Source organism: Hyphomonas neptunium ATCC 15444 (assembly GCF_000013025.1).
Taxonomy (GTDB): Bacteria; Pseudomonadota; Alphaproteobacteria; order Caulobacterales; family Hyphomonadaceae; genus Hyphomonas; species Hyphomonas neptunia.
The window spans coordinates 1,329,863-1,355,843 of the sequence record NC_008358.1; the positions used below are offsets into that span (position 1 = coordinate 1,329,863).

Annotated in this window: 27 protein-coding genes; 16 read left to right on the forward strand and 11 right to left on the reverse strand. The window is 64.1% G+C overall.

Translation table 11 applies throughout. From position 1 onward, the window contains the following. Positions 1-29: 29 nt before the first annotated feature. The 3 genes from HNE_RS17875 to HNE_RS06445 form a co-directional block, all read right to left on the reverse strand. Entirely contained in the window at positions 30-1,331 is a 1,302-nt protein-coding gene (locus tag HNE_RS17875; RefSeq protein WP_049755040.1) for a tetratricopeptide repeat protein, read from the reverse strand. A 268-nt stretch (positions 1,332-1,599) separates the two neighbouring features. After that, positions 1,600-2,232, reverse strand: a complete 633-nt coding sequence (locus HNE_RS06440) for a hypothetical protein (protein ID WP_011646317.1) — start codon at positions 2,230-2,232, stop codon at positions 1,600-1,602. Further along, positions 2,229-3,113: a ParA family protein gene (locus tag HNE_RS06445; RefSeq protein ID WP_011646318.1), complete on the reverse strand. Its 885-nt coding sequence runs from the start codon at positions 3,111-3,113 to the stop codon at positions 2,229-2,231. The genes HNE_RS06440 and HNE_RS06445 overlap by 4 nt, the downstream gene beginning before the upstream one ends. A 291-nt stretch (positions 3,114-3,404) precedes the next feature. Between HNE_RS06445 and HNE_RS18910 the strand changes: the two genes are divergently transcribed. From HNE_RS18910 to HNE_RS06470, 5 genes are all read left to right on the forward strand, one after another. Next, entirely contained in the window at positions 3,405-3,971 is a 567-nt protein-coding gene (locus HNE_RS18910; RefSeq protein ID WP_233352011.1) for a hypothetical protein, read from the forward strand. 117 nt (positions 3,972-4,088) lie between these two features. Next, positions 4,089-4,340: an HK97 family phage prohead protease gene (locus tag HNE_RS06455; RefSeq protein ID WP_148205825.1), complete on the forward strand. Its 252-nt coding sequence runs from the start codon at positions 4,089-4,091 to the stop codon at positions 4,338-4,340. A 344-nt stretch (positions 4,341-4,684) separates the two neighbouring features. After that, entirely contained in the window at positions 4,685-4,879 is a 195-nt protein-coding gene (locus HNE_RS06460; protein ID WP_148205826.1) for a hypothetical protein, read from the forward strand. A gap of 38 nt (positions 4,880-4,917) precedes the next feature. Beyond that, on the forward strand, positions 4,918-5,775 hold the full coding sequence (locus tag HNE_RS06465) for a DnaJ C-terminal domain-containing protein (RefSeq protein ID WP_035590496.1): 858 nt from the start codon (positions 4,918-4,920) through the stop codon (positions 5,773-5,775). Between the two features lie 100 nt (positions 5,776-5,875). After that, positions 5,876-7,600, forward strand: coding sequence for a hypothetical protein (locus tag HNE_RS06470; RefSeq protein WP_011646321.1), 1,725 nt, complete (start codon positions 5,876-5,878; stop codon positions 7,598-7,600). 24 nt (positions 7,601-7,624) lie between these two features. On the opposite strand, the gene HNE_RS06475 is transcribed toward HNE_RS06470, so the two are convergent. Further along, the gene (locus HNE_RS06475) at positions 7,625-8,329 is read right to left on the reverse strand and encodes a hypothetical protein (protein ID WP_011646322.1); all 705 of its coding nucleotides are present in this window, start codon (positions 8,327-8,329) and stop codon (positions 7,625-7,627) included. 234 nt (positions 8,330-8,563) lie between these two features. On the opposite strand from HNE_RS06475, the gene HNE_RS06480 reads away from it, so the two are divergent. The 6 genes from HNE_RS06480 to HNE_RS06505 are packed head-to-tail and all read left to right on the forward strand — an operon-like array spanning position 8,564 to position 14,030. Further along, positions 8,564-8,890 (forward strand): PepSY domain-containing protein, encoded by a 327-nt coding sequence (locus HNE_RS06480; protein ID WP_011646323.1) that lies wholly within the window; start codon positions 8,564-8,566, stop codon positions 8,888-8,890. A 30-nt stretch (positions 8,891-8,920) separates the two neighbouring features. Beyond that, positions 8,921-9,604, forward strand: a complete 684-nt coding sequence (locus tag HNE_RS06485; protein WP_011646324.1) for a response regulator transcription factor — start codon at positions 8,921-8,923, stop codon at positions 9,602-9,604. 25 nt (positions 9,605-9,629) lie between these two features. Then, entirely contained in the window at positions 9,630-11,057 is a 1,428-nt protein-coding gene (locus HNE_RS06490) for an ATP-binding protein (RefSeq protein ID WP_011646325.1), read from the forward strand. Next, positions 11,054-11,647, forward strand: a complete 594-nt coding sequence (locus HNE_RS06495; protein ID WP_035590493.1) for a tetratricopeptide repeat protein — start codon at positions 11,054-11,056, stop codon at positions 11,645-11,647. Before HNE_RS06490 ends, HNE_RS06495 begins: the two co-directional genes overlap by 4 nt. Positions 11,648-11,700: 53 nt before the next feature. After that, positions 11,701-12,126 (forward strand): cytochrome c maturation protein CcmE, encoded by a 426-nt coding sequence (locus HNE_RS06500; protein WP_011646327.1) that lies wholly within the window; start codon positions 11,701-11,703, stop codon positions 12,124-12,126. Continuing rightward, positions 12,123-14,030: a heme lyase CcmF/NrfE family subunit gene (locus HNE_RS06505; RefSeq protein WP_011646328.1), complete on the forward strand. Its 1,908-nt coding sequence runs from the start codon at positions 12,123-12,125 to the stop codon at positions 14,028-14,030. Before HNE_RS06500 ends, HNE_RS06505 begins: the two co-directional genes overlap by 4 nt. Here the strand turns inward: HNE_RS06505 and HNE_RS06510 are convergent. From HNE_RS06510 to HNE_RS06530, 5 genes are all read right to left on the reverse strand, one after another. Next, positions 14,005-15,516, reverse strand: coding sequence for a sensor histidine kinase (locus HNE_RS06510; protein ID WP_160162610.1), 1,512 nt, complete (start codon positions 15,514-15,516; stop codon positions 14,005-14,007). The two genes, HNE_RS06505 and HNE_RS06510, sit on opposite strands and share 26 nt — an antisense overlap. Before the next feature lie 75 nt (positions 15,517-15,591). Further along, positions 15,592-16,272: a response regulator transcription factor gene (locus HNE_RS06515; protein ID WP_035590626.1), complete on the reverse strand. Its 681-nt coding sequence runs from the start codon at positions 16,270-16,272 to the stop codon at positions 15,592-15,594. Positions 16,273-16,331: 59 nt separating this feature from the next. Further along, positions 16,332-17,870, reverse strand: coding sequence for a Do family serine endopeptidase (locus HNE_RS06520; protein WP_011646331.1), 1,539 nt, complete (start codon positions 17,868-17,870; stop codon positions 16,332-16,334). A gap of 153 nt (positions 17,871-18,023) precedes the next feature. Next, positions 18,024-18,422, reverse strand: a complete 399-nt coding sequence (locus tag HNE_RS06525) for a cytochrome c-type biogenesis protein (RefSeq protein WP_011646332.1) — start codon at positions 18,420-18,422, stop codon at positions 18,024-18,026. Between the two features lie 53 nt (positions 18,423-18,475). Continuing rightward, complete coding sequence (locus HNE_RS06530; RefSeq protein ID WP_011646333.1) at positions 18,476-18,907, reverse strand: hypothetical protein; 432 nt, start codon at positions 18,905-18,907, stop codon at positions 18,476-18,478. 158 nt (positions 18,908-19,065) lie between these two features. Here HNE_RS06530 and HNE_RS06535 point away from each other — a divergent pair, with 158 nt between their 5' ends. The 5 genes from HNE_RS06535 to HNE_RS06555 all read left to right on the forward strand — a co-directional run bounded on the left by HNE_RS06535 (position 19,066) and on the right by HNE_RS06555 (position 24,038). Next, entirely contained in the window at positions 19,066-21,777 is a 2,712-nt protein-coding gene (locus tag HNE_RS06535) for a bifunctional [glutamine synthetase] adenylyltransferase/[glutamine synthetase]-adenylyl-L-tyrosine phosphorylase (protein WP_148205827.1), read from the forward strand. A gap of 45 nt (positions 21,778-21,822) precedes the next feature. Then, complete coding sequence (locus tag HNE_RS06540; protein ID WP_011646335.1) at positions 21,823-22,422, forward strand: EF-hand domain-containing protein; 600 nt, start codon at positions 21,823-21,825, stop codon at positions 22,420-22,422. A 100-nt stretch (positions 22,423-22,522) separates the two neighbouring features. After that, positions 22,523-23,068 carry an RNA polymerase sigma factor gene (locus tag HNE_RS06545; protein WP_011646336.1) on the forward strand — a complete coding sequence of 182 codons (546 nt, stop codon included), beginning with the start codon at positions 22,523-22,525 and terminating at the stop codon, positions 23,066-23,068. Positions 23,069-23,076: 8 nt separating this feature from the next. Next, complete coding sequence (locus HNE_RS17880) at positions 23,077-23,520, forward strand: hypothetical protein (protein ID WP_148205828.1); 444 nt, start codon at positions 23,077-23,079, stop codon at positions 23,518-23,520. Then, entirely contained in the window at positions 23,517-24,038 is a 522-nt protein-coding gene (locus tag HNE_RS06555) for a periplasmic heavy metal sensor (RefSeq protein ID WP_011646338.1), read from the forward strand. The genes HNE_RS17880 and HNE_RS06555 overlap by 4 nt, the downstream gene beginning before the upstream one ends. Here HNE_RS06555 and HNE_RS06560 read toward each other — a convergent pair. Together HNE_RS06560 and HNE_RS06565 are read right to left on the reverse strand one after the other, a co-directional pair. Beyond that, the gene (locus HNE_RS06560; protein WP_011646339.1) at positions 24,035-24,469 is read right to left on the reverse strand and encodes a GFA family protein; all 435 of its coding nucleotides are present in this window, start codon (positions 24,467-24,469) and stop codon (positions 24,035-24,037) included. The two genes, HNE_RS06555 and HNE_RS06560, sit on opposite strands and share 4 nt — an antisense overlap. Further along, positions 24,433-25,881, reverse strand: coding sequence for an amidase (locus tag HNE_RS06565; protein ID WP_011646340.1), 1,449 nt, complete (start codon positions 25,879-25,881; stop codon positions 24,433-24,435). Before HNE_RS06565 ends, HNE_RS06560 begins: the two co-directional genes overlap by 37 nt. Positions 25,882-25,981: the final 100 nt, after the last annotated feature.

A 25,981-nucleotide genomic window follows, 5' to 3' on the forward strand; every position in this document is an offset into this window, starting at 1 on the left:
AGTCATGGGGAGGGGGGCGTATTGAGGGGTTATTGGCAGACCGCTGCGCTCTGGTTGCTGCCTTTCATGGTGCAGTGGGCCCAGCGATATTTCTCGCGGGTCTGGGCGGCGGCGTCCGAGGCGCTGAGGACGCTGGATTGCGGGGCGCTGGGGGCGGAGCTGCTGGAGGAGTAGCGGGGGGCGGAGGATCCGTAGAGGTCTTTCCAGCGGGCGTCGGCCATGCCGGGTTCGTTGGTGCCGGTGCCGAACGTTCCTTCAAGACCTGTTCCGCGGGCGGACATTTCCGCGTCGGCCGCGGCGCGGACAGAGCCGGACGGGAACCAGAGGGCGAGGGCGTAGAGATCGGCAGTCTGGATCTGACCCATGGCGCCGGCGGAGCGGGCGGCGAGGGCGGCTTTCTGGGCGTGTTCCTTGGAGCCGAGCTGATGCAGGGCGGTGGCGACAGCGTCTCCGTAGCGGCCCGCAGAAACGAGATCATTGATGGCCTTGTCGCGCGCGGCGATGCGGGCGTCGCGCGCGGCGACTTCGGCCAGGTAGCGTTCCCAGTCGGCGGCGACTATGCAGGCTTCCTCATGGCCCATGCCGCAGGCCTTGCGCATGTATTCCGTACCCAGCTTTTCTTCGCCGATGTCTAAATAGACGCCGCCGACATTGCGGCAGCTGCCTTCATTGCCTTTGTCGTTGCAGTTGATGAGGGAGTATTTGAGGCCCTTGGCGGCGTCGAACGCGACCGATTCCGGGTTAGCGTAGGCCTGCTCGGCGATGTAGCAGCCCATGATGTCGCCCTTGGCGCAATCGCGCTCTGCAAACCAGCCCGCATCGATCATGTTGATCATATCGGGGTATTTGCCCTTGCTGCCATCCCAGCTCCAGTTGCGGCCCCAGCTGCAGGCTTTCTCGACGCCCGCTTCGCAGCCCGCCCTGGCGGTGGCGATGGCTTTCTTGAGATCGTAGGCTTCGGAGGTGGCGCTGATGCGGTTGCCCAGCGCCCATTCGCAGCCATCGACATGGCCCATGGCGCAGGCGCGCTCCTGGTATTCCACGCCCTTGATCACGTCTTTCTCGAGATTGCCTTCGCCCGCGCGGATCAGCACGCCGGAGGTGGAGCAGCCATCGGGGATGCCGCCATCGCAGGCCTTGAGGAAGTAGGTGACCGCTTTCTGCTTGTCTTCGAGAACGCCCATGCCCTGGGCGTATTCGGCGCCGGTGTAGAAGCAGGCTTCGGCGTCGCCGGCATTGCAGGCGGGCTCGGACTCGGTCTGCGCGCTGGCAGGAGCGGCGAGGAGGAAGAGGGCAGCGGCGGTTGCGGCGGCGAGGAGGGGTAGGCGCATGGGGCAGGCTCCGGCGGGCGGTGGGAAGGGTGTCTGCCGGGAGTGTGGGGGAATTTTGAGGCGGTGGGGCTCCCCTGTTCAGGGGGGGCATGAGGATCAGCAATCGCATTGCGATTGCCCGAATGACGAAGGGGGATGTTTTACGCCCTGCGGGCGGCCCTCATCTCCCATTGCTGCGCAATGGCCTGCTCCGGGCGTTTGCAGTGCAAACGCGGATCCTCCGCAGCCTCTCCCAGAGGGAGAGGGATAAGGGGCGGTGTGGCGCTGATCAGGTGCGGAAGGAGCGGCGGCCGAAATAGGAGCTGCCAGCGGGCGGTGGGGGCGGGCTGGAGTCGGTGTCGGTGGTTTCTTTTTCGGCTTCGGGGCCGTCGGAGAGGGAGACGGAGGGGCGGGCCCAGGGGTCTTTTTTCTCTTCTGTTGTTTCTTCGGTTGCGTCTGCTTCAGCCTCTTCAGGCGCGGCCTCATTTTCCGCTGGAGGCGGCGGAACGTCGTGGGAGACGGGATCTGGAAGCGGCGGCGGGGGCGGCTCGATTTCCTGGCGCGGCTCGGGCAGCGGCTCGGGCAGCGTTACGGCGGAGAGCAGCTTGCGGGCGTGGGCGACGGCGGCGCTGGCGGTGGAGACTTCAAAGTCCGGCACGCGCTTGTCGAGGCGGCGGGCGAGCTGGCGGGCCTGGTGGTGGGTAAGGGATTTGAGCTGGGCGATGAAGATTTCTTCGCCGACGGCGGCCTTGATGATTGCGAGGCTGTCGGGTGTCTGGCCCGCGGAGAGGAGCAGTTTCTTGACGATCATGCCGGCGGCGGCGGACCATTCCTTGTCGGTGACCGCGCCCTCAAGCTGGGTTTGCAGGCCGAGAAGGGCGCGCAGGGCATCTGCGCCGGGGACGCCGCCGTCGGCGATCATGCAACCTTCTCCCGGACTTCGGCGAGGAGCTGCTCGATGATCTGGAGCGCTTCGCCCGACCATTTGGCCTGGAGGGTGGGGTCTGGACCCAGCTCGATGGGGTTACTGGCGAAGCCCGGTTTCATCGGGATGACGGTCTTGAACATCGCGAATTCGGTCTCCGCTGCGCTTGACGCGTCCCGCATCGCGCCGAGCACGACCTGCTGATGGGAGGAGCCATCATAGCGGGTGGCCAGGACGCAGGGGAGCGTTTCGATGTCCCGGTCTCGCAGATTCTTCATGATGTCGCCAGTGAAGAGGTCGAGCCCCAGCGTGGACATGAAATCCGGGATCGTGGGCACGATGATCAGGTGGCTGGCGGCGAGGACGGATTCGGTCATCACCGAGATGCCGGGCGGGCAATCGAAGAGGATGACATCGTATTGCGCCTTGAGGAGGTTGAGATCATCGCGCAGGCGGCGGCCGACCTGATTTTGCAGCGCCTCCATGGCGTAGCCCTTGGCGGTGAGCTCGAAGATCAGCTCGCGCTCGGTCTTGCGCAGGCGCGGCGAGGAGGGGATGAGGTCCAGCGGCAGGGGCTTGCCCTTGAAGCTGACATCGCTCGCATCGGTGGTGATGAATTCACCCAGACGGCGCTGTTCGTTGGCGAAGAAATTCTCCAGCAGCCAGTCTGAAATGGTCATGTAATCGTTGATGGCCTGGAACAGGTGTTCATCGCCATTGTTGCCGAAGATCAGCAGCGAGGCGTTGGCCTGGGTGTCGAGGTCAATCACCAGCGTGCGCATGCCCGAAGCCGCGAAGGCTTCTGCGAGGCTGACGCAGGTGGTTGTTTTGCCGACACCGCCTTTGGAATTGGCGATCGATATGACGCGGGCAGACATTTTGCGATTCTGTTCCTGTCTTGGGCGGAGGTCCGGCTCTTGCCAGATTTGGGGGGGTAAGGCCACCCGTTATCCCCGGTTTTGAGCCGCGGGGCCGCATAAAAAAACGTCAATGATTCAGCGCGGCGGCGCCGGGCGCGGGGAATGTTTGTGCCTGCCAATCCTGCGGGAGTTGGGGGAAGTCCAGAATGAGCACTGTCGGAACACGCCCGGCAGCGACCAGGGAGCTGGACATTGAACTGGAATTGGCCATTCGCAAAATCAAGGCAGGAGCTGAAATCGGCGCCGGATATGGCGTGGCCGCTGGTGGCGCTGAGCGAGCCGCTCGCGGCCAGCTGCGGCAGCCGCGAGGCGGGCGCGCTGACGCGGGACGGATACCTGAAGAACGCCGTGACGTATCGCTGTGTGCGCCTGATGAGCCAGCCGATGCCCGAAGCGGAAGGCGGGGTTCCTCGAAGCAGTGTATACGGATCTTCTTTTGACGGGGAACGCATTTGTGGAGACTGCGCGCTCGGGCGAACGGGAGGCACCACGGGCGCGGATCGCAGTGGCGGGTTTTCAGAGCACGGAAGAGAAGCCTGCATTGGCGGGGGTGGCATCATGAGGAGCCAAGGGAAGGTGCCGATCGCGCTGGTGCTGGCCGTTCTGCTGCAGGCGGCGGGCGTGATGTTCTGGGTCGGAGCGGCGGCGGAGCGGATCTCGGCGCTGGAGGCGAGCGCGGCGATGGCGCGGCCCGTGGCCGAACGGCTGGCGCGGCTGGAAGGGGAGATGGTCGCTGTGCGCGCGCAGCTGGACCGGATTGAAGGACGGATGGAGCGGCGGCTGGAGCCACGAATAGAAGATGGCGGTGCGCGTTAAGCCGATGTGGATTTAGGAGTATGCGACCCTGTTCGGCGTGGCGAATACGGGCGGCGCCAGTGTGCGGGCCGGGGCGTCTGTGCGCAGCCAGCGCCGGGCGGACGCGGGGCGATGCTAATGTTGAACAGCGACGGGGCGCGCGCAGGGCAGTGGACGCGAATGATGGAAGACAGGCGGGAATTGTATGTGTCCGGACTGGTGGAGGCGCGGGTGAAGCGGGGGATGAGGGGGATCTCTATCGGGTTTCGCCCGTCGCTGTGGCGGACGCGCGTGAGCGGCAGGCGGGAGCTGATCGAGCTGGAGCTGCTGGAAGTATCCCTCGTACCGGCACCGATGCTGATGGGCGCAAGATTTTCAGTTCAGGGATGAAGCCTGGTTCAGGCGGCGTGAAGTCAAGGGTCACCTTAAGGCGTCGACATGACCAGGGAAACCAGGATGGCAAAGGCTGACATCGGCGAGATGCTGGCGGGGGAAAGTAGCGCTGCTGAAGACTGCGGCGGGGTAGGAACTGGTGCAGTTCCGGGAAGCTGAGCGGGTGAGAGCGGAGCGGTGGCGCCTTTCGGGCGGGCAAGGCGGGCGGGCAGCGCGGCGGGTGCCGCTGGACGACGCGCTGGTCAAGCGAAGGTGTCGGGGATGGAGACGGGGCTGGCATGGCGGCCGGCGAGGCTGGATGCGCCGGAGGGCAGCGTGCACCGGGCCAGGCGGGGGCGCCGATGTGCCCGACCCTGTGCGCGGTAGGCTATGCCGTGGAGGCGGACTTCGGGGCGGGGTCTGGCGGGCGGGCGGTAACGGCGCCGGGCGAGGCAGCGTGGCCGGAGGGGGCGCTGGCTGTAAGAGTTGCCGAGATCGGGACAGACGGACGCATCGGGGAATGGCTTTCAATCCCGGCCGGTTCGCCTTACCTGTAAATCCAACAGTTCTCGGCGATCCCGGAAGGAGCCCCAGCTTGGCGCTCGACCCCTATAACGTCCTCGGCGTGCCCCGCACGGCCACCGAGGCGGAAATCAAGAAAGCCTACCGCGCCAAAGCCAAGGCGCTGCACCCTGACCTGCACCCGAATGACGAGAAGAAGTCTGACGAGTTCAAGCGGGTGTCGGCGGCGTTTGAAATCCTCGGTGACGCGGAGAAGAAGGCGAAGTTTGACCGGGGCGAAATCGACGGGGATGGCAATCCGCGCGGCTTTCCCGGTGGCGGAGGACCCGGCGATGGCTATCGCTGGGATACGCGCGGCGGCGGCGCGGCGCAGGGCGATCCGTTTGAGGATATTCTTTCCGGCATGTTTGGTGGCGGCGGGCGGCGGCGCAATCCCGGCCCGATGAAGGGGCGCGACGTGCGCTACCGCGTTGAGATCAGTTTCGAGGATGCCGTGACCGGCGCCCGGCGGCGGATGACGATGGCGGATGGCAGCGCGCTGGACGTGAACATTCCGGCGGGCATCACAAGCGGGCAAGTGCTGAGGCTGAAAAGCCAGGGGCAGCCTTCGCCGACCAGCGGCCCGCCGGGCGACGCGCTGCTGGAAGTGGAGGTGGCCGCCAGCCCGATCTGGACGCGTGAGGGCAATCATCTGCGCATGAGCGTGCCGATCGACCTGAAGAAGGCGGTGCTGGGCGGGAATGTGGATGTGAAGACGCCTTCGGGTACGGTGTCGCTGAAGGTGCCGCCGGGATCGAATACGGGCGCGCAGCTGCGCCTGAAGGGCAAAGGCGTGCAGGCGAGCCCGCCGGGCGATCTTTATGTGCGCCTGGAGATCATGCTGGCCGACCCCAAGGATGAGGGGTTGCGGCGCTGGGCGGAAAAATCCTGACGGGTTTTCCCTAAACATCGGCGCTGTTCCGTGATAGGATCATAGACCTTCAGATAAGAGCCTATCCCGCCTGAGGACGGCCCGGTGAAGGGGACACATTATGAAAACGAGATACCTGCTCGCATCGGCCAGCGTGTTTGCGCTGGGCGGATGCCAGACGATTCATGACTGGTTCAATCCGAAAACGGAAGAGAGCGCGCTGGCCACGCCTGTGGAGGCGGAGGCGGAAGAGGTGGACCTTGCCACCCGCGCCGGAGCGCCGCTGTTTGACGGGATGGGCGACTTCCATCGCCCGATCACGACCGCCAGCCCGGATGCCCAGAAATACTTCGACCAGGGGATGGTCTTGTCCTTCGGGTTCAACCATGCCGAAAGCATCCGCTCTTTCCGGGCGGCGCAGAAACTCGATCCTGACTGTGCCATGTGCTATTGGGGCGAGGCGCTGGCGACAGGCCCGAACATCAATGTGACCAGCAACGGCAAGGCCGTCATGTCGATGGCAGACCGTGAGGCCGCCTATACTGCCGTGCAGAAGGCGATGGCATTGCGGCACACGGCGAGCCCGGCTGAGCAGGCGCTGATCGAGGCGCTCGCGACCCGTTACAGCGCGGATTTCGAAGCAGACCGCGAACCCCAGGATATTGCCTGGGCGCAGGCGATGGCGGCGTATGTGGCAGCCCATCCGGAGGATGATGACGCCGCCGCGATCTATGCCGAGGCCTGGATGAACACCATGCCCTGGGACTACTGGTCTGCCGATGGCGCGCCCAAGCCCGATACGGTCAAGGTAATCGAGACGCTCGAGACAACGATTGCGCGCGCGCCGGATCATCCGCTGGCGTTGCATCTCTATATCCATGCCGTCGAGGCCTCGGATGATCCGGGCCGGGCGGAAGCGGCGGCTGACCGGCTGATCAAGCTGGTGCCGGGATCAGGCCATCTGGTGCATATGCCCGCGCATATCTTCTGGCGCGTTGGCCGGTATGATGATGCGGCGGCGGCCAATATCCTGGCGGCGAAGGTGGACGAGGACTACATCGCCCAGTGCAATGCGCAGGGCTTCTATCCGGCGCTGTATTATCCGCACAATATTCACTTCCTGTGGGCGGCGGCGAGCATGTCCGGCCAGAGCGCCGTGGCGCTGGAAGCGGCGCAGAAGGTGGCGGACAATGTCCGTATGGAGCAGGTGGAGGCGTTTCCAACTGTCGAGTTCTTCAGAACCATTCCGTTGCTGGCCCATGTTCAGTTCGGCAAATGGGAGGAAATCCTGGCAATCGAGGCTCCGCCCACGGACCGGGATTATTCCAAAGGCATCTGGCATTATGCCCGCGGGGCAGCCCTGGCACGCACGGGCGAAGCCGACGCCGCGAAGGCCGAGGAAGCTGCGTTGGCGAGCCTCAAGGACACGGTCCAGATACAGTTTCTTGTGACGAACGACTATCCGGCCAGCCTGCTGCTGAACATTGCCGATGAATTGCTACTGGGAGAAATCGCACAGGCTGAAGGAAACTCGGCGGAAGCCGTGGCCAGGTTTGAGCAGGCCGTCGCCCTGCAGGACCAGCTGCCGTATACGGAGCCACCCTTTTGGTACTACCCGACGCGGCAGTCGCTCGGCGAAGCGCTGATCGACGCGGAGCGGTATGCCGAGGCCGAAGCGGTCTACCGGCGCGACCTTGAGGACCATCCGCATAATGGCTGGTCGATGGCGGGCCTGATCGGCGCGCTGGAGGCGCAGGGAAAAACCGAGGAGGCCGGCCATCTCAGCCATCATTTCGAGAAGGCCTGGGCCAAAGCGGATGTGGAGCTGAGCGGGTCGCGGCTTTAAGGGCCCTGTCCTGACTGTCCGGGCCTAGAATTCGATCGTGTTGGCCATCTGCGCTGCCTGCGCGCGGAGGGTGTCCATTCTTTCGGGCGCTTCGACGCCGAAGAAGGCTTCGCCGACGCGGTCGATGTGGGGCATCAGGTGGGCGCCGCCGGTTTCACCTTCCGGGATGGGCGCGTCACGGATGGCGATGTGCAGTTCGTTGGCCATGTGGAGCGGGATGAGCGCGGCCAGGAGGATCTGTTCGCGTTTTTGCGTCGTCCACTGATCTTTCAGGGCGATCAGCTCCTCGTCCCAGTAGCGGTCGTCTGGCACCGCCATCATCGGCTCGTAGACGGTGTCGAAGTAATATTCGCTGAGACCGGCGAGCTGGGGATCTGCGGGGCGGCCGGTGATGGCAGTGCAGATTTTCTCGAACGGATTGTCCTTCTGCGGGCCGAGATTCCAGACGATATTGTAGGCGGTGATGAAGGCGGTGCGCCAGACATGCTCGTCTTCAAGCTGATCGGCGGTCATGTCGTCGATATACATGTCGCGGTCAAAATTCATCGCGCGGGCGGAGATGGCGGCCAGCGTGGCCGCCTGGACGGCGAGGGGATCACCCCGCCCTGATTCGGGGCGAGGGGCGGGTTTCGCGGTGTCCTTGTCGCCAAAAATAGCCCCGATGAGCCACAGAACAACCAATACGCCAACGGCGATCAGCGCCCAAGTCTGCCAGCTGGAAAAGTCCATGCCCCGTGTTCCCCTTTCAAGCGTCTCCTGTTGAAACCCCTGGAAGAGTTGGCCAATAGGATTAACATATTCTTTTCCCAACAAGGCGTTAGGCGTTTTGTTGGGCGGGGTAAGCGGGCGGATTTTATGATGGTGTCGACCAATTCATGGGCGAAGGCGGCGATCTGCAACCTGAACAGGCTGGCGTTGCAGCGTTCACTTACTATTCAGCGCTCCAAACCTATACGGAGCACCATGAAACGCATTCTGGTTCTTCTCGCCTTTACGGCCCTCACTTCCGCCCCCGCTGCGCTGGCGCAGCAGGGTGGCAATCCGTGGGCTAACCAGTTCTCGCCGGGCCAGGCCCGCGAGGCCGTGCGCGAGGGCAAGACTGTTCCGCTGAGCAAGGTGTTCAAACAGCTGGAGCGCGAATATGGCGGTTATCAGCTCGGCGCGGAACTATACTCCCGCGATGATGGTTCTACATTCTATGAAATCGACTGGATGACGGAAGACGGCCGCAAGGCCCATTTCACCGTCGACGCGCAGAGCGGATCGGTGATGAACCGCCGCGGCGGTTAAGTCGTCTGAAGCGTTTATTGGAGAAGAGACATGCGTATCCTGGTTGTTGAAGACGATGCAGACCTCCGCCGGCAGCTGGCCGATGTGCTGTCGCAGTCTGGCTACGCCGTAGACCTGGCCGCCGACGGCGAGGATGGGCAATTCCTCGGCGAGACCGAGCCTTATGACGCTGTTGTGCTGGACCTTGGCCTGCCCAAGATCGACGGGGTGAGCGTGCTGAAAAGCTGGCGCAAGGAGGGCAAGACCTTTCCGGTGCTGATCCTCACGGCCCGCGATCAGTGGAGCGAGAAGGTGTCGGGCTTCGATGCCGGGGCCGATGATTACCTCACGAAGCCTTTCATCACCGAAGAGCTGCTGGCGCGGTTGCGGGCGCTGCTGCGCCGGGCGGCGGGGCATTCGGCGGCGACGATCGAGTGCGGCAAGCTGATGGTGGATACCCGCGCGGCGCGCGCGACGGTGAATGGCGAACCGATCAAGCTGACGGCGCATGAATACCGTGTTCTTTCCTACCTGATGCATCATCAGGGCCGGGTGGTGCCGCGCACGGAGCTGGTCGAGCATATTTACGATCAGGATTTCGACCGCGATTCCAACACGATTGAGGTGTTCATCGGGCGCCTGCGGCGTAAGATCGGCCAGGACCGTATCCAGACCGAACGCGGCCTTGGCTATCGCCTGATCGTGCCAGAGGACGAAGCGCGCGTTGCGGGCTGATACCGAACGCGGCTAGATCGCCTCCATGAGTGAGGCCCCACACCCCAAACGTAGTTTGATTGACCGCTGGTCCAGCGTCTCGCTGGCCCGGCGTGTCATGATTGCGGCGGCGATCTGGGGCTTTGTGGTGTTGATCGGGGGGGCGCTGGCGCTGTCGGCGCTTTACCGGGCGCAGACGCTGTCGCTGATTGAGGACGATCTGGGGCAGACGCTGGTGACGCTTTCCAGAGAGCTGACGCGGGAAGACGCCTTTCTGGCCGATGGGCGGGTGACCGATACCGACCGGAATTTCTTCTCCAATGATGCGCGCTTTCAGACGCAGTATTCCGGCCATTACTGGGCGGTGGTGGGCCTGACGCCGGAGATGGAGGTTGCCGGGGATTTCCGCTCGCGCAGCCTTTGGGATGAAGCGGTGCCGGTGACGCCGGAGCTGATCGAGCGGGCGGTGGTGTTGCCGGGCGTTACGCAGTACGCCAACTATCCGGGGCCGCTGGATCAGGTATCGCGCGTGGCGGCGATGGCGGTGATCGTCGAAAACCGGGATACGCCGCTGGTGCTGGTGGCGGCCGCCGACCGCACACCGAACGATGAGGCGGCGACAGGCTTTCGCAATATGCTTCTTGGCACCATGATTGCGCTGTTTGGCGGGGTGTTTGCGGCGATGATGATTGCTGTGCGCTACTCGCTGAACCCGCTGCACAAGCTGGAAGCCGATGTCGCGAAAGTGCGCGGGGGCGAGACGGTGAAGCTGGCGGGGGATTATCCGGCAGAGGTTCGTCCGCTGACGGAGGAGCTGAACAAGCTGATCGAGCACAACCGGGAAGTGGTGGAGCGGGCGCGCACACATGTGGGCAATCTGGCCCATGCGCTGAAGACGCCGCTGGCGGTGCTGCGCAATGAAGCCAAGGGCGGCTCCCAGCTGGATGATGTCGTGCGCCGGCAGGCCGAGGCGATGCAGACCAATGTGGAGCATTATCTGAAGCGGGCGCGGATGGCGGCGCGGGCCGAGGCGATTGGCGCGCGCACGGATGTGCGCCCCGTGCTCGACGGGCTGGCGCGGATGCTGAACCGGCTGTTTGATGCGCGCGGAATTGATGTGACGGTTGCCGGCGCGCAGAGCGCGGTTTTCCGCGGCGAGCAGCAGGACTTTGAGGAGATGGCGGGCAACCTGATGGAAAACGCCTGCAAATGGGCGGCCAGCGAGGTGCTGGTATCGGTGAGTGACAGTCCGCAGGAGCTGGTCATCACGGTGGAAGATGACGGGCCGGGCCTGACGCCGGAGCAGCGGGCGGGCGCGATGAAGCGCGGGGTGCGGCTAGATGAAACAACGCCGGGGACTGGGCTGGGGCTGTCGATTGTTACAGAACTGGCGGAGCTGCATAAGGGCAGCCTTGAACTCGGCGACGCTGCGCTTGGCGGCCTGAAGGCTACTTTGAGATTTCCCCGGCCATGAAACATCTGAACCTCATTATTCTTGGGCTTTGTCTTGTGCTTGGCGCGGGCGGGTATCTGTTGATCGGCAAGCCGGGCATGGCCGACCAGCCGATGGAGACGCGGCAGGCGGCGCTGGCGGAAAAGGTGCGGCTGGACCCGCAATCGCTGACCGAAGGCGAGATGCTGTCGCGCCTGGAGCAGGCGGTGATCGACAAGCCCGATGAGCCCCAGCCGCATTATTTCATCGGCGAGATGCTGCGCACGCAAGGGCGGGCGGAGGATGCTGTGCGGGCGTATCAGTCTGCGCTGCGGCGGGATCAGGATTTTGTGCCGGCACTGATCGGGCTGGCGGATGTGCTGACGCAGCTGGCGGACGGGATGATCGGGCCGGATGCGACGCGGCTCTATGCGCGGGCCTATCAGCTGGACGAGAGCCAGGTGAGCGCAGGGATGCGCGCGGCCATGGGCGCGGCGCAGGCAGGCGATCAGGAAAAGGCCGAGCAGGCGATGCGCTATATCTATGCGCGCCTGCCGGAGGATGATCCGCGCCGCGAACGGTTCCGGCCGATGATCGAGGCGATTGGGCAGGCGCCGGCTGAGCCGGAATAGCGCTGTATCTGCCGCACTCCCCAAGGGGGGCGGGGCAGCTTATAACCTGACCCATGCGCGCACGGACCCGACGGCTTTATACTTTTGGCATTGCGGCCGCCCTGATTGTTGCGGCGGCGGCGCTGGCGTTCTTTGCGCTGCGCGAGAATGCCAATCTCTTCTACACGCCTGAAGTTCTTGCCGAAAAAGGCCTGCCTCGCGAGGGGCGGGAGGTGAAGGTGGGCGGCTGGGTGGAGCCCGGATCGCTGACCTATGCCGATGGCGGGGCGACGATGCGGTTTACCGTGATCGACAACAGCCCGAGCACCATTACCGTGAGCTTCAATGGCGTGGCGCCCGACCTGTTCCGCGAGGGGCAGGGCGTTGTGGCGACCGGCACATTTACGCCGGAGGGCGAGTTCACTGCGCGCCAGCTGCTGGCCAAGCATGACGAGAATTACCAGCCGCGCGAGCTGAAGCCGCTCGAGGCGGGCGGATGATCGAACTCGGCCATTTTGCCGCCTTCCTCGCACTGGGGCTGGCTTTGGCGCAGACGGTGCTGGGGCTGAAGGGCGAGCGGCGCCTGGCGGGGCTGGCGGCTGTGGCGGGCTTTGGCGTGATGGCGCTGGCGTTCCTCACCATCGTTTATGCCTTCATGCGCTCGGATTTCTCGGTCGCTCTGGTGGCCAACAACTCCCACACGCTCAAACCCATGGTCTACAAGATCGCCGGGGCGTGGGGGAACCATGAAGGCTCAATGGCGCTCTGGTGTCTCGTGACGCTCGGCTTTGGCGCGATTGCGGCGGCGACGATGCGGACCGGGCGCGAGACGTTTGAGGCGCGGGCGCTGGGCGTGCAGGGGATGCTGGCGGTGGGGTCGCTGGCTTACCTGTTGTTTGCGTCTTCGCCGTTCCTGCGGCTTGATCCGGCGCCGTTTCAGGGGGCGGGGCTGAACCCTCTGTTGCAGGACCCGGCGCTCGCGATCCATCCGCCGATGCTTTATCTTGGCTATGTCGGATACTCCTTTGTCTTTGCGCTGGCGGCCGCTGGCCTGATGGAGGGGCGGATTGACCGGGTTTGGGCGAAGGAGGCGCGGATATGGTCTCTGGCGGCGTTTGCGCCGCTCACCCTTGGCATCGCGCTGGGCTCTTACTGGGCTTATTACGAGCTTGGCTGGGGCGGCTGGTGGTTCTGGGACCCGGTGGAGAATGCCTCGCTGATGCCGTGGCTGATCGGGGCGGCGCTGCTGCATTCGGTGATCGTCACGGAGAAGCGCGAGAGCTTTGCGGCCTGGACGGCACTGCTGGCGGTGCTCTCATTCCTGTTCTCGATATTGGGCGCGTTCCTTGTGCGCTCGGGCGTGCTGACGTCTGTGCATGCGTTTGCGGTGGACCCGGAGCGGGGGACGCTGCTGCTGCTGGGACTGCTGGGCTATGGCGGGTTTGCGCTGGGGCTGTTTGCGCTTCGGGCGCCGTCGCTGATGGGGGGCAAGCCCTGGACGCTGCTCAGCCGCGAAGGCGCGCTGATGGCGAATAATGTGGTGCTGATTGTTGCCACGCTGACGGTGTTGCTGGGCACGCTGTTTCCTTTGATTGCCGAGGCGTTCGGGCGGACGATTTCTGTGGGCGAGCCCTATTTCAATCTGACCTTTGTGCCGATCCTGGTGCTGGCGCTGATCATTCTGCCGGTGGCGCAGGCCTGGGCGTGGGGCAAGGCGGACCTCAAATCCTGGCGGCGCTGGGCGATGGGCGGGGCGGCGTTGACGGCGGTGTTCATGCTGCTGGGCATCGGGCCGCTGGACATTCCGCTGGGCGCGGCGTTCGGGCTGGCGCTCGGTTTCTGGCTGGTGTTTGGCGCCGTCTGGGAGATGAAGCGGCGGGCGATCAATATCCGGCGCATCTTCAAGATGCCGGCGCGCGTGTGGGCGATGACGCTCGCGCATGCCGGGCTGGGGCTGTTCGTGATCGGCGCTGTGCTGGAGACGAGCGGGCGGTATGAGGCGACGCTGGCGCTGCCCGAGGGCGGCTCTGGCACCGTAGCGGGCTGGGCGATCACGCTGGACGAGGTGCGCGCGATCGAGGGGCCGAACTGGTATGCCGACAAGGCCGTGCTGACCGCGCGCAAGGGCAGCGCCAGCGCGGAACTTCTGCCGATGAAGCGCTTCTATCCGGCCGCGATGATGCCGACGACCGAGACAGCGATCCACAAGACCGGCGCGGGCGATCTCTATGTTGCCCTTGGCGAGCAGCGCGAGATTGACGGCGAGGCGCGCTGGGTGTTCCGCGTCTACTACAATCCGATGGTGGATGTGCTGTATCTGGGCGTCGTGCTGATCGGGCTTGGCGGGCTGATCGGGATGTGGCCGGCAGGGCGGCGGCTCAAGCCCGCGGCAGACGAAGCGTAGCCTTCAGGCCGGGCTGTTCGGTCGGGCCGTTGCCTGTGCCGAGGATCAGCTGGCCGCGATGCAACTCAGCGACAGATTCCACGAGGGCGAGGCCAAGGCCCGAGCCGGGCTGTGTGCGCGCAGAGTCGAGCCGGTGAAAACGTTCGATGACCTTGTCGCGCGCCTCTTCGGGAATGCCGGGGCCGGAATCGATGACCGTCAGGTCGATCATACCTTCGGGCGTGCGGCTGGCGGTGAAGCTGATGGCGCCGCCTGCGGGGGTGTATTTCACGGCGTTGTCCAAGAGGTTTGCCAGCGCCTGGCCGATCAAATCCTTGTCGCCGAGGATGACCAGGTTGCGGGCGATCTGGCTTTTGAAGGTGAGGCTGGCTTCCTCGCAGGCCGGATCGAACAGCTCGGCGAGTTCTTCGGCCAGACCGCTCAGATCCATGCGGGCGAGCGTGCCTTCCGAGCCGGCGTCGAGGCGCGCGAGGCGGAGGATGGCGTTGAAGGTGTCCAGCACGCGGTCGACTTCCGAGAGCGTCGTGCCGAGGGTTTCGTTGGCGGCTTCTTCGGAGAGGGGCTTGCTGAGCGCAAGTTCCAGACGGTTGCGCAGGCGGGTGAGCGGTGAGCGCAGATCATGGGCGATGGCGTTGCCGGTATGGCGGGAGGATTCCACCAGCTTCTGGATCTGGTCGAGCATCGCATTGAGGCGTTGGGCGAGGCGGTCAAATTCGTCGCCTGTGCCGCGCACGGGCATGCGGCGGCCAAGTTCGCCGCCCATGACGGCTTCGGTGGTCTTGGCGAGTTCATCGGCGCGCTTGGCGGCGCCGCGTGAGATGACGAGGCCCCCGGCCAGCGAGAGGATGAGCGCGATGGGCATGGCAACGTAAACGGCGTTGCGGATACGCCCGACGATGACCGTCTGCTGGGCGGTGTCGAAGGCGACCATCAGCGCGCCGCCATTGTCGCGCAGGCGCACGATGCGGCCGGCCGCGGGGCGCAGCGTGTTGGTGCCGTCGGCCTGGGGCAGCTCGAAATCGAAATAGACGGTCTTCATGCCGGCGGCAGGGGGATCGGCCGGCAGGCGGGGGAAGTGGCCGGCGATCTTCCGGCCGGAGGAGTCTTCAAGATAGTAGAAGAATTGCGAGCCGGAGAGCGTCATCCGCTCGAAGACGGACTGGCTGAGGCGTTCCATGCCGCCGGTATAATAGGCGTTGGCGAGCTGTTCGAACTCCACCGTGATGCGGTTTTCGGACTCCGCGCGGATATAGTAAACTGTTGAATAATATAGATAAACGAGCAGTGCGCCGGAGAAGGCGCCAATCATCGCGGAGTAGAGGATTGTCAGCTTGAAGGTGGTGGTGCGCGCGAACGCCGGCATCGCCTTCTTGATCTGCGCCATGAAGGGCAGGCTGGACCAGGCCTTGCCGAGACCGCGCCAGCCGGCGCCTATGCCCTTGCCCAGAATCCGCAATGGTTTCAGGAGCTGGGTCCTGTCAGGCACCCGAGGGGCCAGCCATGCGGGAAGTTGGAGCGGCGTTTTCATCTCGCGCTAGGTGCCAGCGCCGCTCCAAAAGGTCTAGCCCTGGCTCTGCAGGCGGTATCCGGCGCCGCGAACGGTCTGGAGCAGCGGTTCGGCGAACTCCTTGTCGATCTTTGCGCGCAGGCGGGAGATGTGAACGTCGATCACATTGGTCTGGGGATCGAAGTTATAGTCCCACACCTTTTCCAGCAGCATCGTGCGCGTCACGACCTGGCCGGCATGGCGCATCAGATATTCCAGCAGGCGGAACTCGCGGGGCTGAAGGTCGATCTTCTTGCCGGCGCGGGTGACCTTGCGGGTCAGGAGGTTCATTTCCAGGTCGCCTGCCTTGAGCACCGTGACCGGCGGCTCGGCATTCGTCTGGCGGCGGCCGAGGGCTTCGACGCGGGCGGCGAGTTCTGCCGGGGCAAAGGGCTTGCCCAGATAGTCCTCAGCGCCGGCGCGAAGGCCCTGCACCTTGTTCTGAACGTCTCCGAGGGCGGAGAGGAAGAGGGCGGGCGTTGTGCCACCGGCTGCGCGGAATTCCTGCAACAGGGTGAGGCCGTCCTTTTCCGGAAGCATCCGGTCAACGATGAGGGCGTCATATTCAGACGCCCGCGCCATTGCCAGACCGGAAGCGCCATCGCTGGCGCGCTCCACCTTGTGTCCAGCGTCAAGCAGCACCTTCTCGATGAAGCTTGCCATTTCAGTGTCGTCCTCGATGACGAGGACTTTCAGCGATGTCGTGGATTCTGTTTCGACCATATCGGTCTCCATCAACGTCATGGTTGGCTCCTTCAGCCTGCCGGCAAATCTACAGTGCGGTAAATGGTGGTCTGACCGACGCGGACGGCCAGAAGGATTTTCGACCGGTTGGCCGCGCGGGCTTCGCTCACCGTTTTCTCAAACGCCGCGACACTCGGGACGGGTTGACCGTTGGATTCCAGAATGACGAGGCCGCTTTCGAAGCCAGCTTTTGCGAACACGCTGTCGGGCGTCACTTCCGTGATGGCCAGGCCGGTATCACCGGGGCGCAGCGCGAGCCGTTCACGAATTTCTTCCGTCATCGGCACGAGGCGGACACCGAGATCGTCCAGCAGTGCGCCGGGGACACCGGAGGACTGGTCGCCGGGGCCAGCGTCAGGCGATCCCGGATTGCCTGGCGTTGCATACGGATCTTCGGGGCGTTCGCCGACGGTGACGTTGATGGTCTGGCGCTTGCCTTCGCGGATGATGTCGAACTTGTTTGCGGTGTTGGCGATGAGGCGGCCAACGATGCGGGTGGTGGAGGTTGCGTCGGTGACCTTCTGGCCGTTGACCGAGAGGATGATGTCGTTGCGGCGCAGGCCGGCTTTCTCAGCCGGGCTGCCGACCGTTACGTCTGCGATCAGCGACCCCTTGGTGTCTGCGATGCCGAGGGCTTCGGCAAATTCAGGGGTGAGGTCTGCGATCTGCACGCCGAGCCAGCCGCGGGAGACGCGGCCGTCCTTGATCAGCGTATCGGTGACTTCCTTGGCCAGTTCCGAGGGAATGGCAAAGCCGATGCCGACCGAGCCGCCGGTGGGCGAGAGGATCTGCGAGTTTACGCCGATGACGTTGCCTCTGAGGTCAAAGGTCGGGCCGCCGGAGTTGCCGCGGTTAATCGGGGCGTCGATCTGGATAAAGTCCGTATACGGGCTTCCGGCGCCAAGCTCGCGGCCATTGGCCGAGAGGATGCCGGCCGTTGCCGTGCCGCCAAGGCCGAAGGGGTTGCCGAGCGCGACGACCCAGTCACCCTTGCGGACATTCTCCGACGAGCCGAATTCGACGTGGGGATATTTGCCCTTTTCCTTCACGCGAACGACAGCGAGGTCTGTCTGGCGGTCGGTGCCGACAAGCTCGGCCTCAAGTTCCTTGCCGTCGGAGGTGACGATCTGGATCTGAGTGGCGCGGTCGATGACGTGATGGTTGGTGACGACGAGGCCGTCTTCGGAGATGAAGAAGCCCGAGCCCAGTGAGCGCGATTCGCGCTGGCGGGGTGTTTCCTGCGGGGCGGGGCGTTGCTGGAAGAATTCTTCCATGCCGGGGGCGCCCCGAAACTGTTCAAAGAATTCTTCAATACCCGGAACGCTGCCGACTTCCTGGGTGGCAATAACGTTGACGCTGACGACGGCTGGTTCGACCTTCTCGATGAGGTCTGCAAAGCTGAGGGGCGCGCCGGGGGGCGCCTGAATGGCAATGGGCTGAGCCCCTGCCTCGGGCGCGATAAGTTTCGGTACCGAGATCGCGCCTCCCATGATCACAGCTCCGAAGGCAGCAGCGACGAGTGCCTGAGCCGAAATCCCGATTTTGCGCATCTAATTCTCCAGATCGCTGATTTTACGCCAGTATGACGTTGAGCCAAAACATAAACATGCCACAGCCAGAGTGGGCATTAAAAGACAGTTAGGTGTAATCACGGCAGCTTGAAGGCCACCCTGGGCATAAATTGACCCGCCGTGACGCCCCGGTCAGGCGTCTTCAGCTTCAACTTCGCCGTTTTTGCGCTTCGCGTTTCTGGCGAGCACGATGCCTATGCCCGCGCCCGCGCCCAGCAGGATGAAGGGCAGCGTCCAGAGCAGCCAGCTGGCGGGGTCGCGCGCCGGGGGACGGAACAGCACGAATTCCCCATAGCGGCTGACGAACCAGTCCCGGATCTCGGTATCGGTGGCGCCCTCGGCCACCATCTCGCGGATGCGGGTGCGCATATCTTCGGCAATCGGGGCGGACGATTGCGACACCGGCTCGTTCTCGCAGGCGACGCAGCGCACTTCCCGCATCAGAGCCTGGGCGCGCAGCTCTGCATCCGGATCGTCCAGAGGGGCGCCGGCGGCAAAGGCGATGAGGAGGGTGGCGAGAAGCGCTTTCATAGTGCGGTGACCCTAGCAGAGCGGGACGCAGAGGGGAAAGGCGCTGCGATGTCTCAGATTACCCCGTCACGCCGCATGACGGCTTCTTCTGATTCGCGGGACATGTAGGCGAGGATTTCGGGCTTGGGGGAGACCTTGACCACATAGGTGACCGGGAAGGCCGAGGTGACGGGGCCGGACTTGCCCCTGGCGAAGGCCATCTTCCGGTTGGCAGTCACAAGATAATGAGACGGGGCAACCTCTTCGATGGACTGAAGCTCGATATCGAGCCCTTCGAGGCCGAGATCGCCGTGCATGACAGCATGACGCTCATCCAGCGCCTTGCGGTAGGCATCGTCCACCTTCCAGGCGGCGAAAGAGGTGGGCGAGGATTCAATATAGGTAGGAGCATAGGAGGCCGCGACGGTTGCCGTGTCCCCGTCAAGGGACGCTTTGGCATACTGCTGAAAGAAACGCCGCAGCGAACCTTCTCGCGTTTCGGGCATTGGAGCCGCTCCATTTTTCCAGTCTGATTTTCGGGGTAGCCTTAACAAGGCTTTGCTACGGCTTTGCGTCGGGCATGTGATACCTCCAAGACGCATGACCCGGCGAAAGGTTGCGAACAGATTTGTCGTCGCGCAGTGGCTCGGCTAAGCCTTTGGGTATGCTCGATATACGCCCGATTGCCCCGACGCCCGAAGCGGCCCTTGCCGCCGCGATTGAACATGCGCCGTATCTGCGCCGGCTGGCGGATCGGGGCGCGGGGCTGGATTTTGACGCAGCGTTGAAGGCGGCCACGACCCTGCCGAGGGATATGCCGATTGATGAGGTGATGATTGCGTTGCGCAAGGCCAAAGCGTCAGCGCACCTCTCGCTTGCGGCGGCGGACCTTTCCGGAACGATGGATGTGATGGAGGTGACCCGCCACCTGACGGAGTTTGCCGGGGGAAGTCTGGAGACGGCGCTTCAGGCAGCGCTGGCGGCGCGGGGCCTGAAGGCGGAGGGCATCTTCGTGGTCGCGCTGGGCAAGATGGGCGCGTTCGAGCTGAACTATTCCAGCGATATTGATGTGTGCGCCTTCTATGAGCGCAGCCGGTTTGATGGCGGGGAGCGCGATTCCGGCGACGCCGCCCAGCGGGTGATCCGCGAGATGGTGCGCATCATGGATGAGACGACGGCGCAGGGTTACGTTTTTCGCACGGACCTTCGCCTGCGGCCCGACCCCGGCTCAACGCCCGTCGCGGTCTCCACCGAGATGGCCGACCTCTATTATGAGAGCCAGGGGCAGAACTGGGAGCGGATGGTCTGGATCAAGGGCCGCCCGACTGCGGGTGACATTCCGGCGGCGGAGCGTTTCCAGAAGCGGCTGGAACCGTATGTCTGGCGGCGTAACATGGACTATTGGGCCATCGGTGACATCCAGGCGATCAAGCGGATGATCAACACCAAGGTGGGGGACGATGGGTTTGCGTCGGTCTCGCCGGATGTGAAGCTCTCGCCCGGCGGCATCCGCGAGATCGAGTTTTTCGTGCAGACCCAGCAGCTGATCCTGGGCGGGCGGGAGCCGGCGTTTCGGGACAATTCCACGCTGGGGGCGATGGAGGCGTTGCGGGCGGCGGGGATCGTATCCGACAAGACGGCCGCCGACCTGACGACAGCTTATCGCGCGCTGCGCAATGTGGAGCATCGCGTCCAGATGCGTCAGGACGAGCAGACGCATACTGTGCCCGCCGATCCGGCAGAGCGGGAGGCGGTGGCCTGGCTGTGCGGCTATGGCAATCTGGGCGATTTTGACCGCGACCTGCTGGAAACGCGCCGGGTGGTTCAGGCCGCCTATGACGCGTTGTTTGCGCAGGAAGATCGCGCGGCCGAACGCCATGATCTGGGCAACCTCGTTTTCACTGGCGTCGATGATGATCCGGGGACGGTAAAAACGCTGAGCGATCTGGGGTTCTCTGATCCATCCTCTGCGATTGATACGATCCGCAACTGGCACCGGGGCCGCGTAATGGCGACGCGGACACCCAGGGGACGCGAAATTCTCACCTCCATCCTGCCGGGCATCCTGAAAGCCATGGGCGCCACCGGCGAACCGGATGAGGCGTTCCGGTGGTTCTCGCGCTTCTTTGAAGGGCTGTCTTCCGGCGTGCAGACGCTGTCGATGCTGCTGGCGCGGCCTGATCTTCTGGACGATCTGGTCTCCACGCTGGCGCTGGCGCCGCGCCTGGCGCAGATCCTTGCGCGGCGGCCGGACCTGCTGGAGGCGCTTGTCTCGAACGCGATTCCGCGCGCGCCTGAGCTTACCGATAAGGTCAGCTTTGATGCGGCGATGGATGCCTGGCGGCGGTATCACCGCGAGCAGAGCTTTCTGATCGGGCACCGGCTGTTGCATGGCCTGCTGCCAACCGATCAGGCGGCCGAAGCCTGGACAAGCCTTGCCGACGAAACCATTCGCCAGATGGCGGGCGCGGCGCAAGCCGAGACGATGCGGCGCAATGGCGATGTGCCCGGCCGCTGGGCGGTGTTTGCGATGGGCAAGCTCGGCGGGGGCGAACTCACCGCAGGATCAGACCTCGACATAATCCTCATCTATGATTCGCAGGCGGATGATGCGCAGACCTGGTTCACACGGCTGACGCAGCGGCTGATTACGGCGCTGACGGCCCCGACGGCAGAAGGCGCGCTGTATGAGGTGGATATGCGTCTGCGCCCTTCCGGGCGGGCGGGGCCGGTGGCGGTGAGCCTGTCAGCGTTCCGGCACTATCAGAATGAAGAGGCCTGGACCTGGGAGCATATGGCGCTGACCCGCATGCGGTTCGTGTGCGGAGATAACACGCTGGGCGAAGAAGTTCTGGCCATCGCTACTGATGCGATCAGCGCGCGTGCGCGCAGCGAACGGCGCAAAGCCATTCCGGGCGACGTATCCGACATGCGGGCCACGCTCTACCGCGAGAAGCCCGACAAGGGACTGTGGGACCTGAAGACCGCCGAAGGCGGACTGATCGACATAGAGTTCATGGCACAGAAGGAAATGCTGCTGCGGGGGCGCACAGACCTTATCCGCCCGGCGACGGCCCTTGCGCTGTCGGGGCTGGCGGAGGCGGATGAAAGCGAAGCGCCTGAAGATGCCGAGGACTGGTATTTCCTGCGCGCGGCGCTGCATCTCGTTTCTTCGTTGCAGCAGATACAGCGCCTCGCGCTGGGTGATACGGACGCGGAGGATGAAACGATCCCCGAAGGTCTGAAGAACCGTTTCTGCCGCGCTGCGGCGGAGGAAGATGGATTTGAGGTTCTGGAAAACCACCTGAGAGAGGTAAAAAAGCGCGTACATTCAATGGCCCGCGAAAAACTGCAGCTTAAATCGACGGAATCCTGAAGGCCCCCCGTTTCATAAGCGCTGGGAGATAACAGGAGACCAGAGATGAAACGTTCGACACTCGCGTTTGCAAGCATGGCCGTGATTGCGCTCGCCATGCCGCTCGCCGCTCAGGCCGGCCCAGGCAAAGGACATCGCGGCCATGGCGCGCATCTGATGCAGATGGACGCCAATGCTGACGGCAATATCACCCGCGCGGAGGCAGAAGTCTCCCTCGCGACCCGCTTTGCAACGATTGACGCCAATTCCGATGGCTTCGTCACTCAGGATGAGATGAAAGCTCATCATGAGGCCAAGCGCGCCGAGATGAAGGCGAAATGGGAAGCCAGGAAGGCAGAAGCTGAAGCCGCCGGCGAACCGGTGCGTGAAGGCAAGCCGAAGCGTGAGAAAGATCCCGCCAAAGCCGCCGAATGGAAAGCCAAGAAAGCTGAAAAAGCCGCTGAACACTGGGCCGAAATGGACAGCGACAGCGATGGCCAGCTGAACACCGCCGAATTCACCGCCGCGCACATCACGTTCTTTGACAAGATGGACGCCGACAGTGATGGCACCATCACGAAAGCCGAGATGGACGCTGCCAAGGCCAAGAAGAAGGAGCGTCGCGGCGAATGGCGCGACAAGATGAAAGCCGAAGCTGGCGAATAAGGCCCGAATTGGGAACGGGCCGGAACCATTTTGAGACGATTGATCCCCCCCTGCGATTGTCTCTCGGTATTCCGGCCCGGACTCAGCTAAACATCCCCTCGTGGCGTTTACATCGGACCTTGACCAGATCACACGCGCCGCGGCGGGAGACGCCGCGGCCGTTCGGGCTATCGTCAACCGGTACAGCCCCGGCGTGCTTTCACTTGCAACGCGCATGTTGGGCGACAGGGCAGAGGCAGAAGACGTGACCCAGGAAACATTCATCCGCGCCTGGAAGGCTCTGGCGACCTGGGAGCCGCGTGCGAAATTTTCCACATGGCTGCACCGTGTGGCGCTGAACCTCTGCTACGACCGGCTGCGAAAGCGCCGCGAAGTGCTTTCAGATGAAATTCCCGAACGCGCCGATACGGCCCTCGGGCCGCAGGATGCGCTGGACCAGGCACAACGGGTGAACGCGGTGGAAGCCGCCATCAGCGCCCTGCCGGAACGCCAGTCTGCCGCCTTGACCTTGTGCGCCCTGCAGGGACACTCACAGACAGAAGCGGCGGAAATCATGGATGTCAGCGTTGAAGCCCTGGAAAGTCTGCTCGCCCGCGCGCGGCGCACATTGCGCGGACAACTGCTCGATGGAAGGAATGCCTCATGACCTGTCCCATGACTGATGATCGCCTGATCGAGCTGATCGAGACCTGGGGCGCGGAAGCCGCCTGCTGGCCCGAAGCGGAGCGTGATGCGGGCAAGGCGCTGCTGCGCGCCCATCCCGAACGCTTTGCCGGCGCGCTGGCGCAGGCTCGCGAACTCGACCTGATGCTGGGCGCCTTGCCGGAGCCGGAGATGCCCCGCGCGCTGACGGAAGCCATCATAGCCGCCGCCCCCCGCCCGAAACGGGCCGGCAGCGGTTTGCCGGGCTGGTTTGGCCTCAAGACACCCTGGGCGCCGGCGAGTGGCTTTGCCGCTGCCGCGTTGGGCCTCTTCATGGGGCTGACGATGGCGCCGGTCGCCAGCGCAGAAGATGAGATGACAGCTGAAGTCGAGGAACTCGTCGTTTCGGCGCTGGGCTTTGATACGGCGACCTATGCCGTGGAGGAACTGGAATGAGCGGACTGCCCAACTGGCTGACACCCGCCGCGCTTGGCGTGTCGCTTCTGGTGAACCTCGGGCTTGGCGGCTATGTCGCCGGCCAGCATCTGCGTGCCGATCCACCCCGGCAGGAGCGCAGCCAGGAGCGGCCCCGTTTCGAGCGGCCCGAAGGCATGCCGGAAATCTCCCGCGAAGATCGCCGCGAAGTGCGTGGTCTGATGCGGCAGGGCTTTGAATCGGCGCAGGCAGAACTGGCCGCCCGCCGGGAAGCCGAAGCGCGGTTTGCGCTGGTTCTGGCGGCGGAAAACTTTGATCGCGAGGCGGCGGAAGTAGCGCTGCGGGAACTGCGCGATGCGGACGTGATGCTCCGTGACCGGATCGGCCTGGAAGTCCTCAGCGGGATCAGCGAGCTGAGCCCGGATCAGCGGGCCTGGGTGGCGTGGATACTGTCCGGCCCCAAGGACAGCCATGGCAAGCACAGGAAAAAAGACAAAAAGCCACCCACACCGCCCGAAGGCGAACCGCCACCGCGCTAGTCTTTTGACTTGTGCGCCAGGCGCGCGGCGTTGGCTTCCCAATTCTGCCCATCGAACGGAACAACCGTTACTTTAAGGTCCATCCAGTCATCCAGCGCGCGCCAGGTGACGGCAACGCCGTCGGGGTTTGAGCGCGGGATGTAGAAGCTCTTGATCCCGCAGGTCTTGCAGAACAGATGCTTTGCGGCGCCGGTGTTGAAGGTGTACTGGCTGAGATTATCCTTACCCTGAAGAAGGCGGAACCGGCTGGCGGGCACGATGACATGGATGTTGCCGCTCATCGCACACATGGTGCAATTGCAGTCTTCCACCTCGAAAGCTTCGGGCAGTTGCACCTCAAAGCGCACAGCGCGGCAATGGCAGCCGCCACTATGCCAGCGCGGACTTTCTGCGTTCAGCCGGCCCAGACCGGCGGTTTCCTGTGTGCCCATGGCGCGGCGCGCTCCAACTGTCCTGCCAGCGACAGCAGCAGGTCTTCGCGGCCATAGCGCGCGCCGAACATCATGCCAATAGGCAGGCCCGCGGGCGCGGTGGGCGTGGGCTTCGTCCAGTGCAGCGGCACGGTCATGGCGGGGCAGCCGGTCTGGTTGAACAGCGCGCAATGGGGCGCAAAGCCTGCGACCGCCGCGCCCATGGCCGCAGGGTCTGCGGTAAGCGCCATGGTGCCGAGCGGGTCTGGCGCGCGGTGAAGCGTGGGCGACAATGTGAGATCAAACTGCCCGGCATCCAGGAAGTGCTCATAGATGATCGCCGCCGTGATGAAGGCGTTGTTTGCCTTGGCCAGCTCCACCATCGGAACCGTCCGTCCAAGGCGCACCATGGAGGCGGTGATGGGTTCGAGTTCGTCATCCTCCACCGGGAGTCCGCGCGCGATGCCGCGCTCTTCTACCAGGGCGGCGATGTTGGCGGAGATCGTGAACAAACCTGCCTTGGCCAGCGCTTCACCCTCAATCAATGGCGCAGCTTCCACGACTGTGTGGCCGAGGCTTTCGAGGAGTTTTGCCGTGTTTGCAATCCCCTCAGCCGCGTCGGCGTCCGGCTTTGTACCATTAGGCGCGACCGGCCAGAGCGCGATGCGCAGCGGGCGCGGGTCGCGGTCCAGCTCGGAGAGATAGGCGCGGGCCGGAGCAGGCGCGGCGTAGCGGCTGCCGGTTTCCGGGCCATGGGTCAGGTCCAGCATCGCGGCCGTGTCGCGCACCGTGCGGCTGACCACGCCGACCGTTGAGAGACCGTTCCAGCCTTCGGTTTTGGCCGGGCCCATGGGCATGCGCCCGCGCGATGCCTTGAGGCCAAACAGGCCGCAGCACGCCGCAGGAATGCGGATCGATCCACCGCCATCGCTGGCATGTGCCACTGGCAGAACGCCGGAGGCGACCGCCGCTGCGGCGCCGCCAGAGGAGCCGCCTGTGATGCGGGTGGTGTCCCAGGGGTTTCGGGATTGTCCGTAGAGGGTCGATTCTGTTGTCAGGGTGAGGCCGAATTCCGGCGAGGTGGTTGCGCCAAAGAAAACGAGGCCTGCCTTGCGGAACCGCTCCACCAGGGTGGAATCGCGGCTTGCCACATAGCCCTTGAAGGCGCGGCTGCCCGAAGTAACGGGCGCGCCTTTCACCTCAACGCCCAGATCCTTCACCACGAACGGCACCCCGGCATAGGGGCCGTCGATGCCGCCTGCTTTAAGCTGCTCGCGCGCAAGATCAGGATAAAGCGCCGAGAAACAGTTGATCTGAGGCTGGACAGATTCGGCGCGGCTGACGGCGGCTTCGAGGAGTTCACCCGGCGATGCCTGCCGTGTGCGAACAAGCTCGGCAAGGCCCAGGCCGTCCAATTCTGAATCGCGCGCCATGCTGTCTATCTCCCTGATTTCTTTATCATGATTTATATGCTTCCTCCTTTGTAAGGGATTGTTTGAACGGCGCAAACGGGAGGGGGCTGGCAAGGCCGAA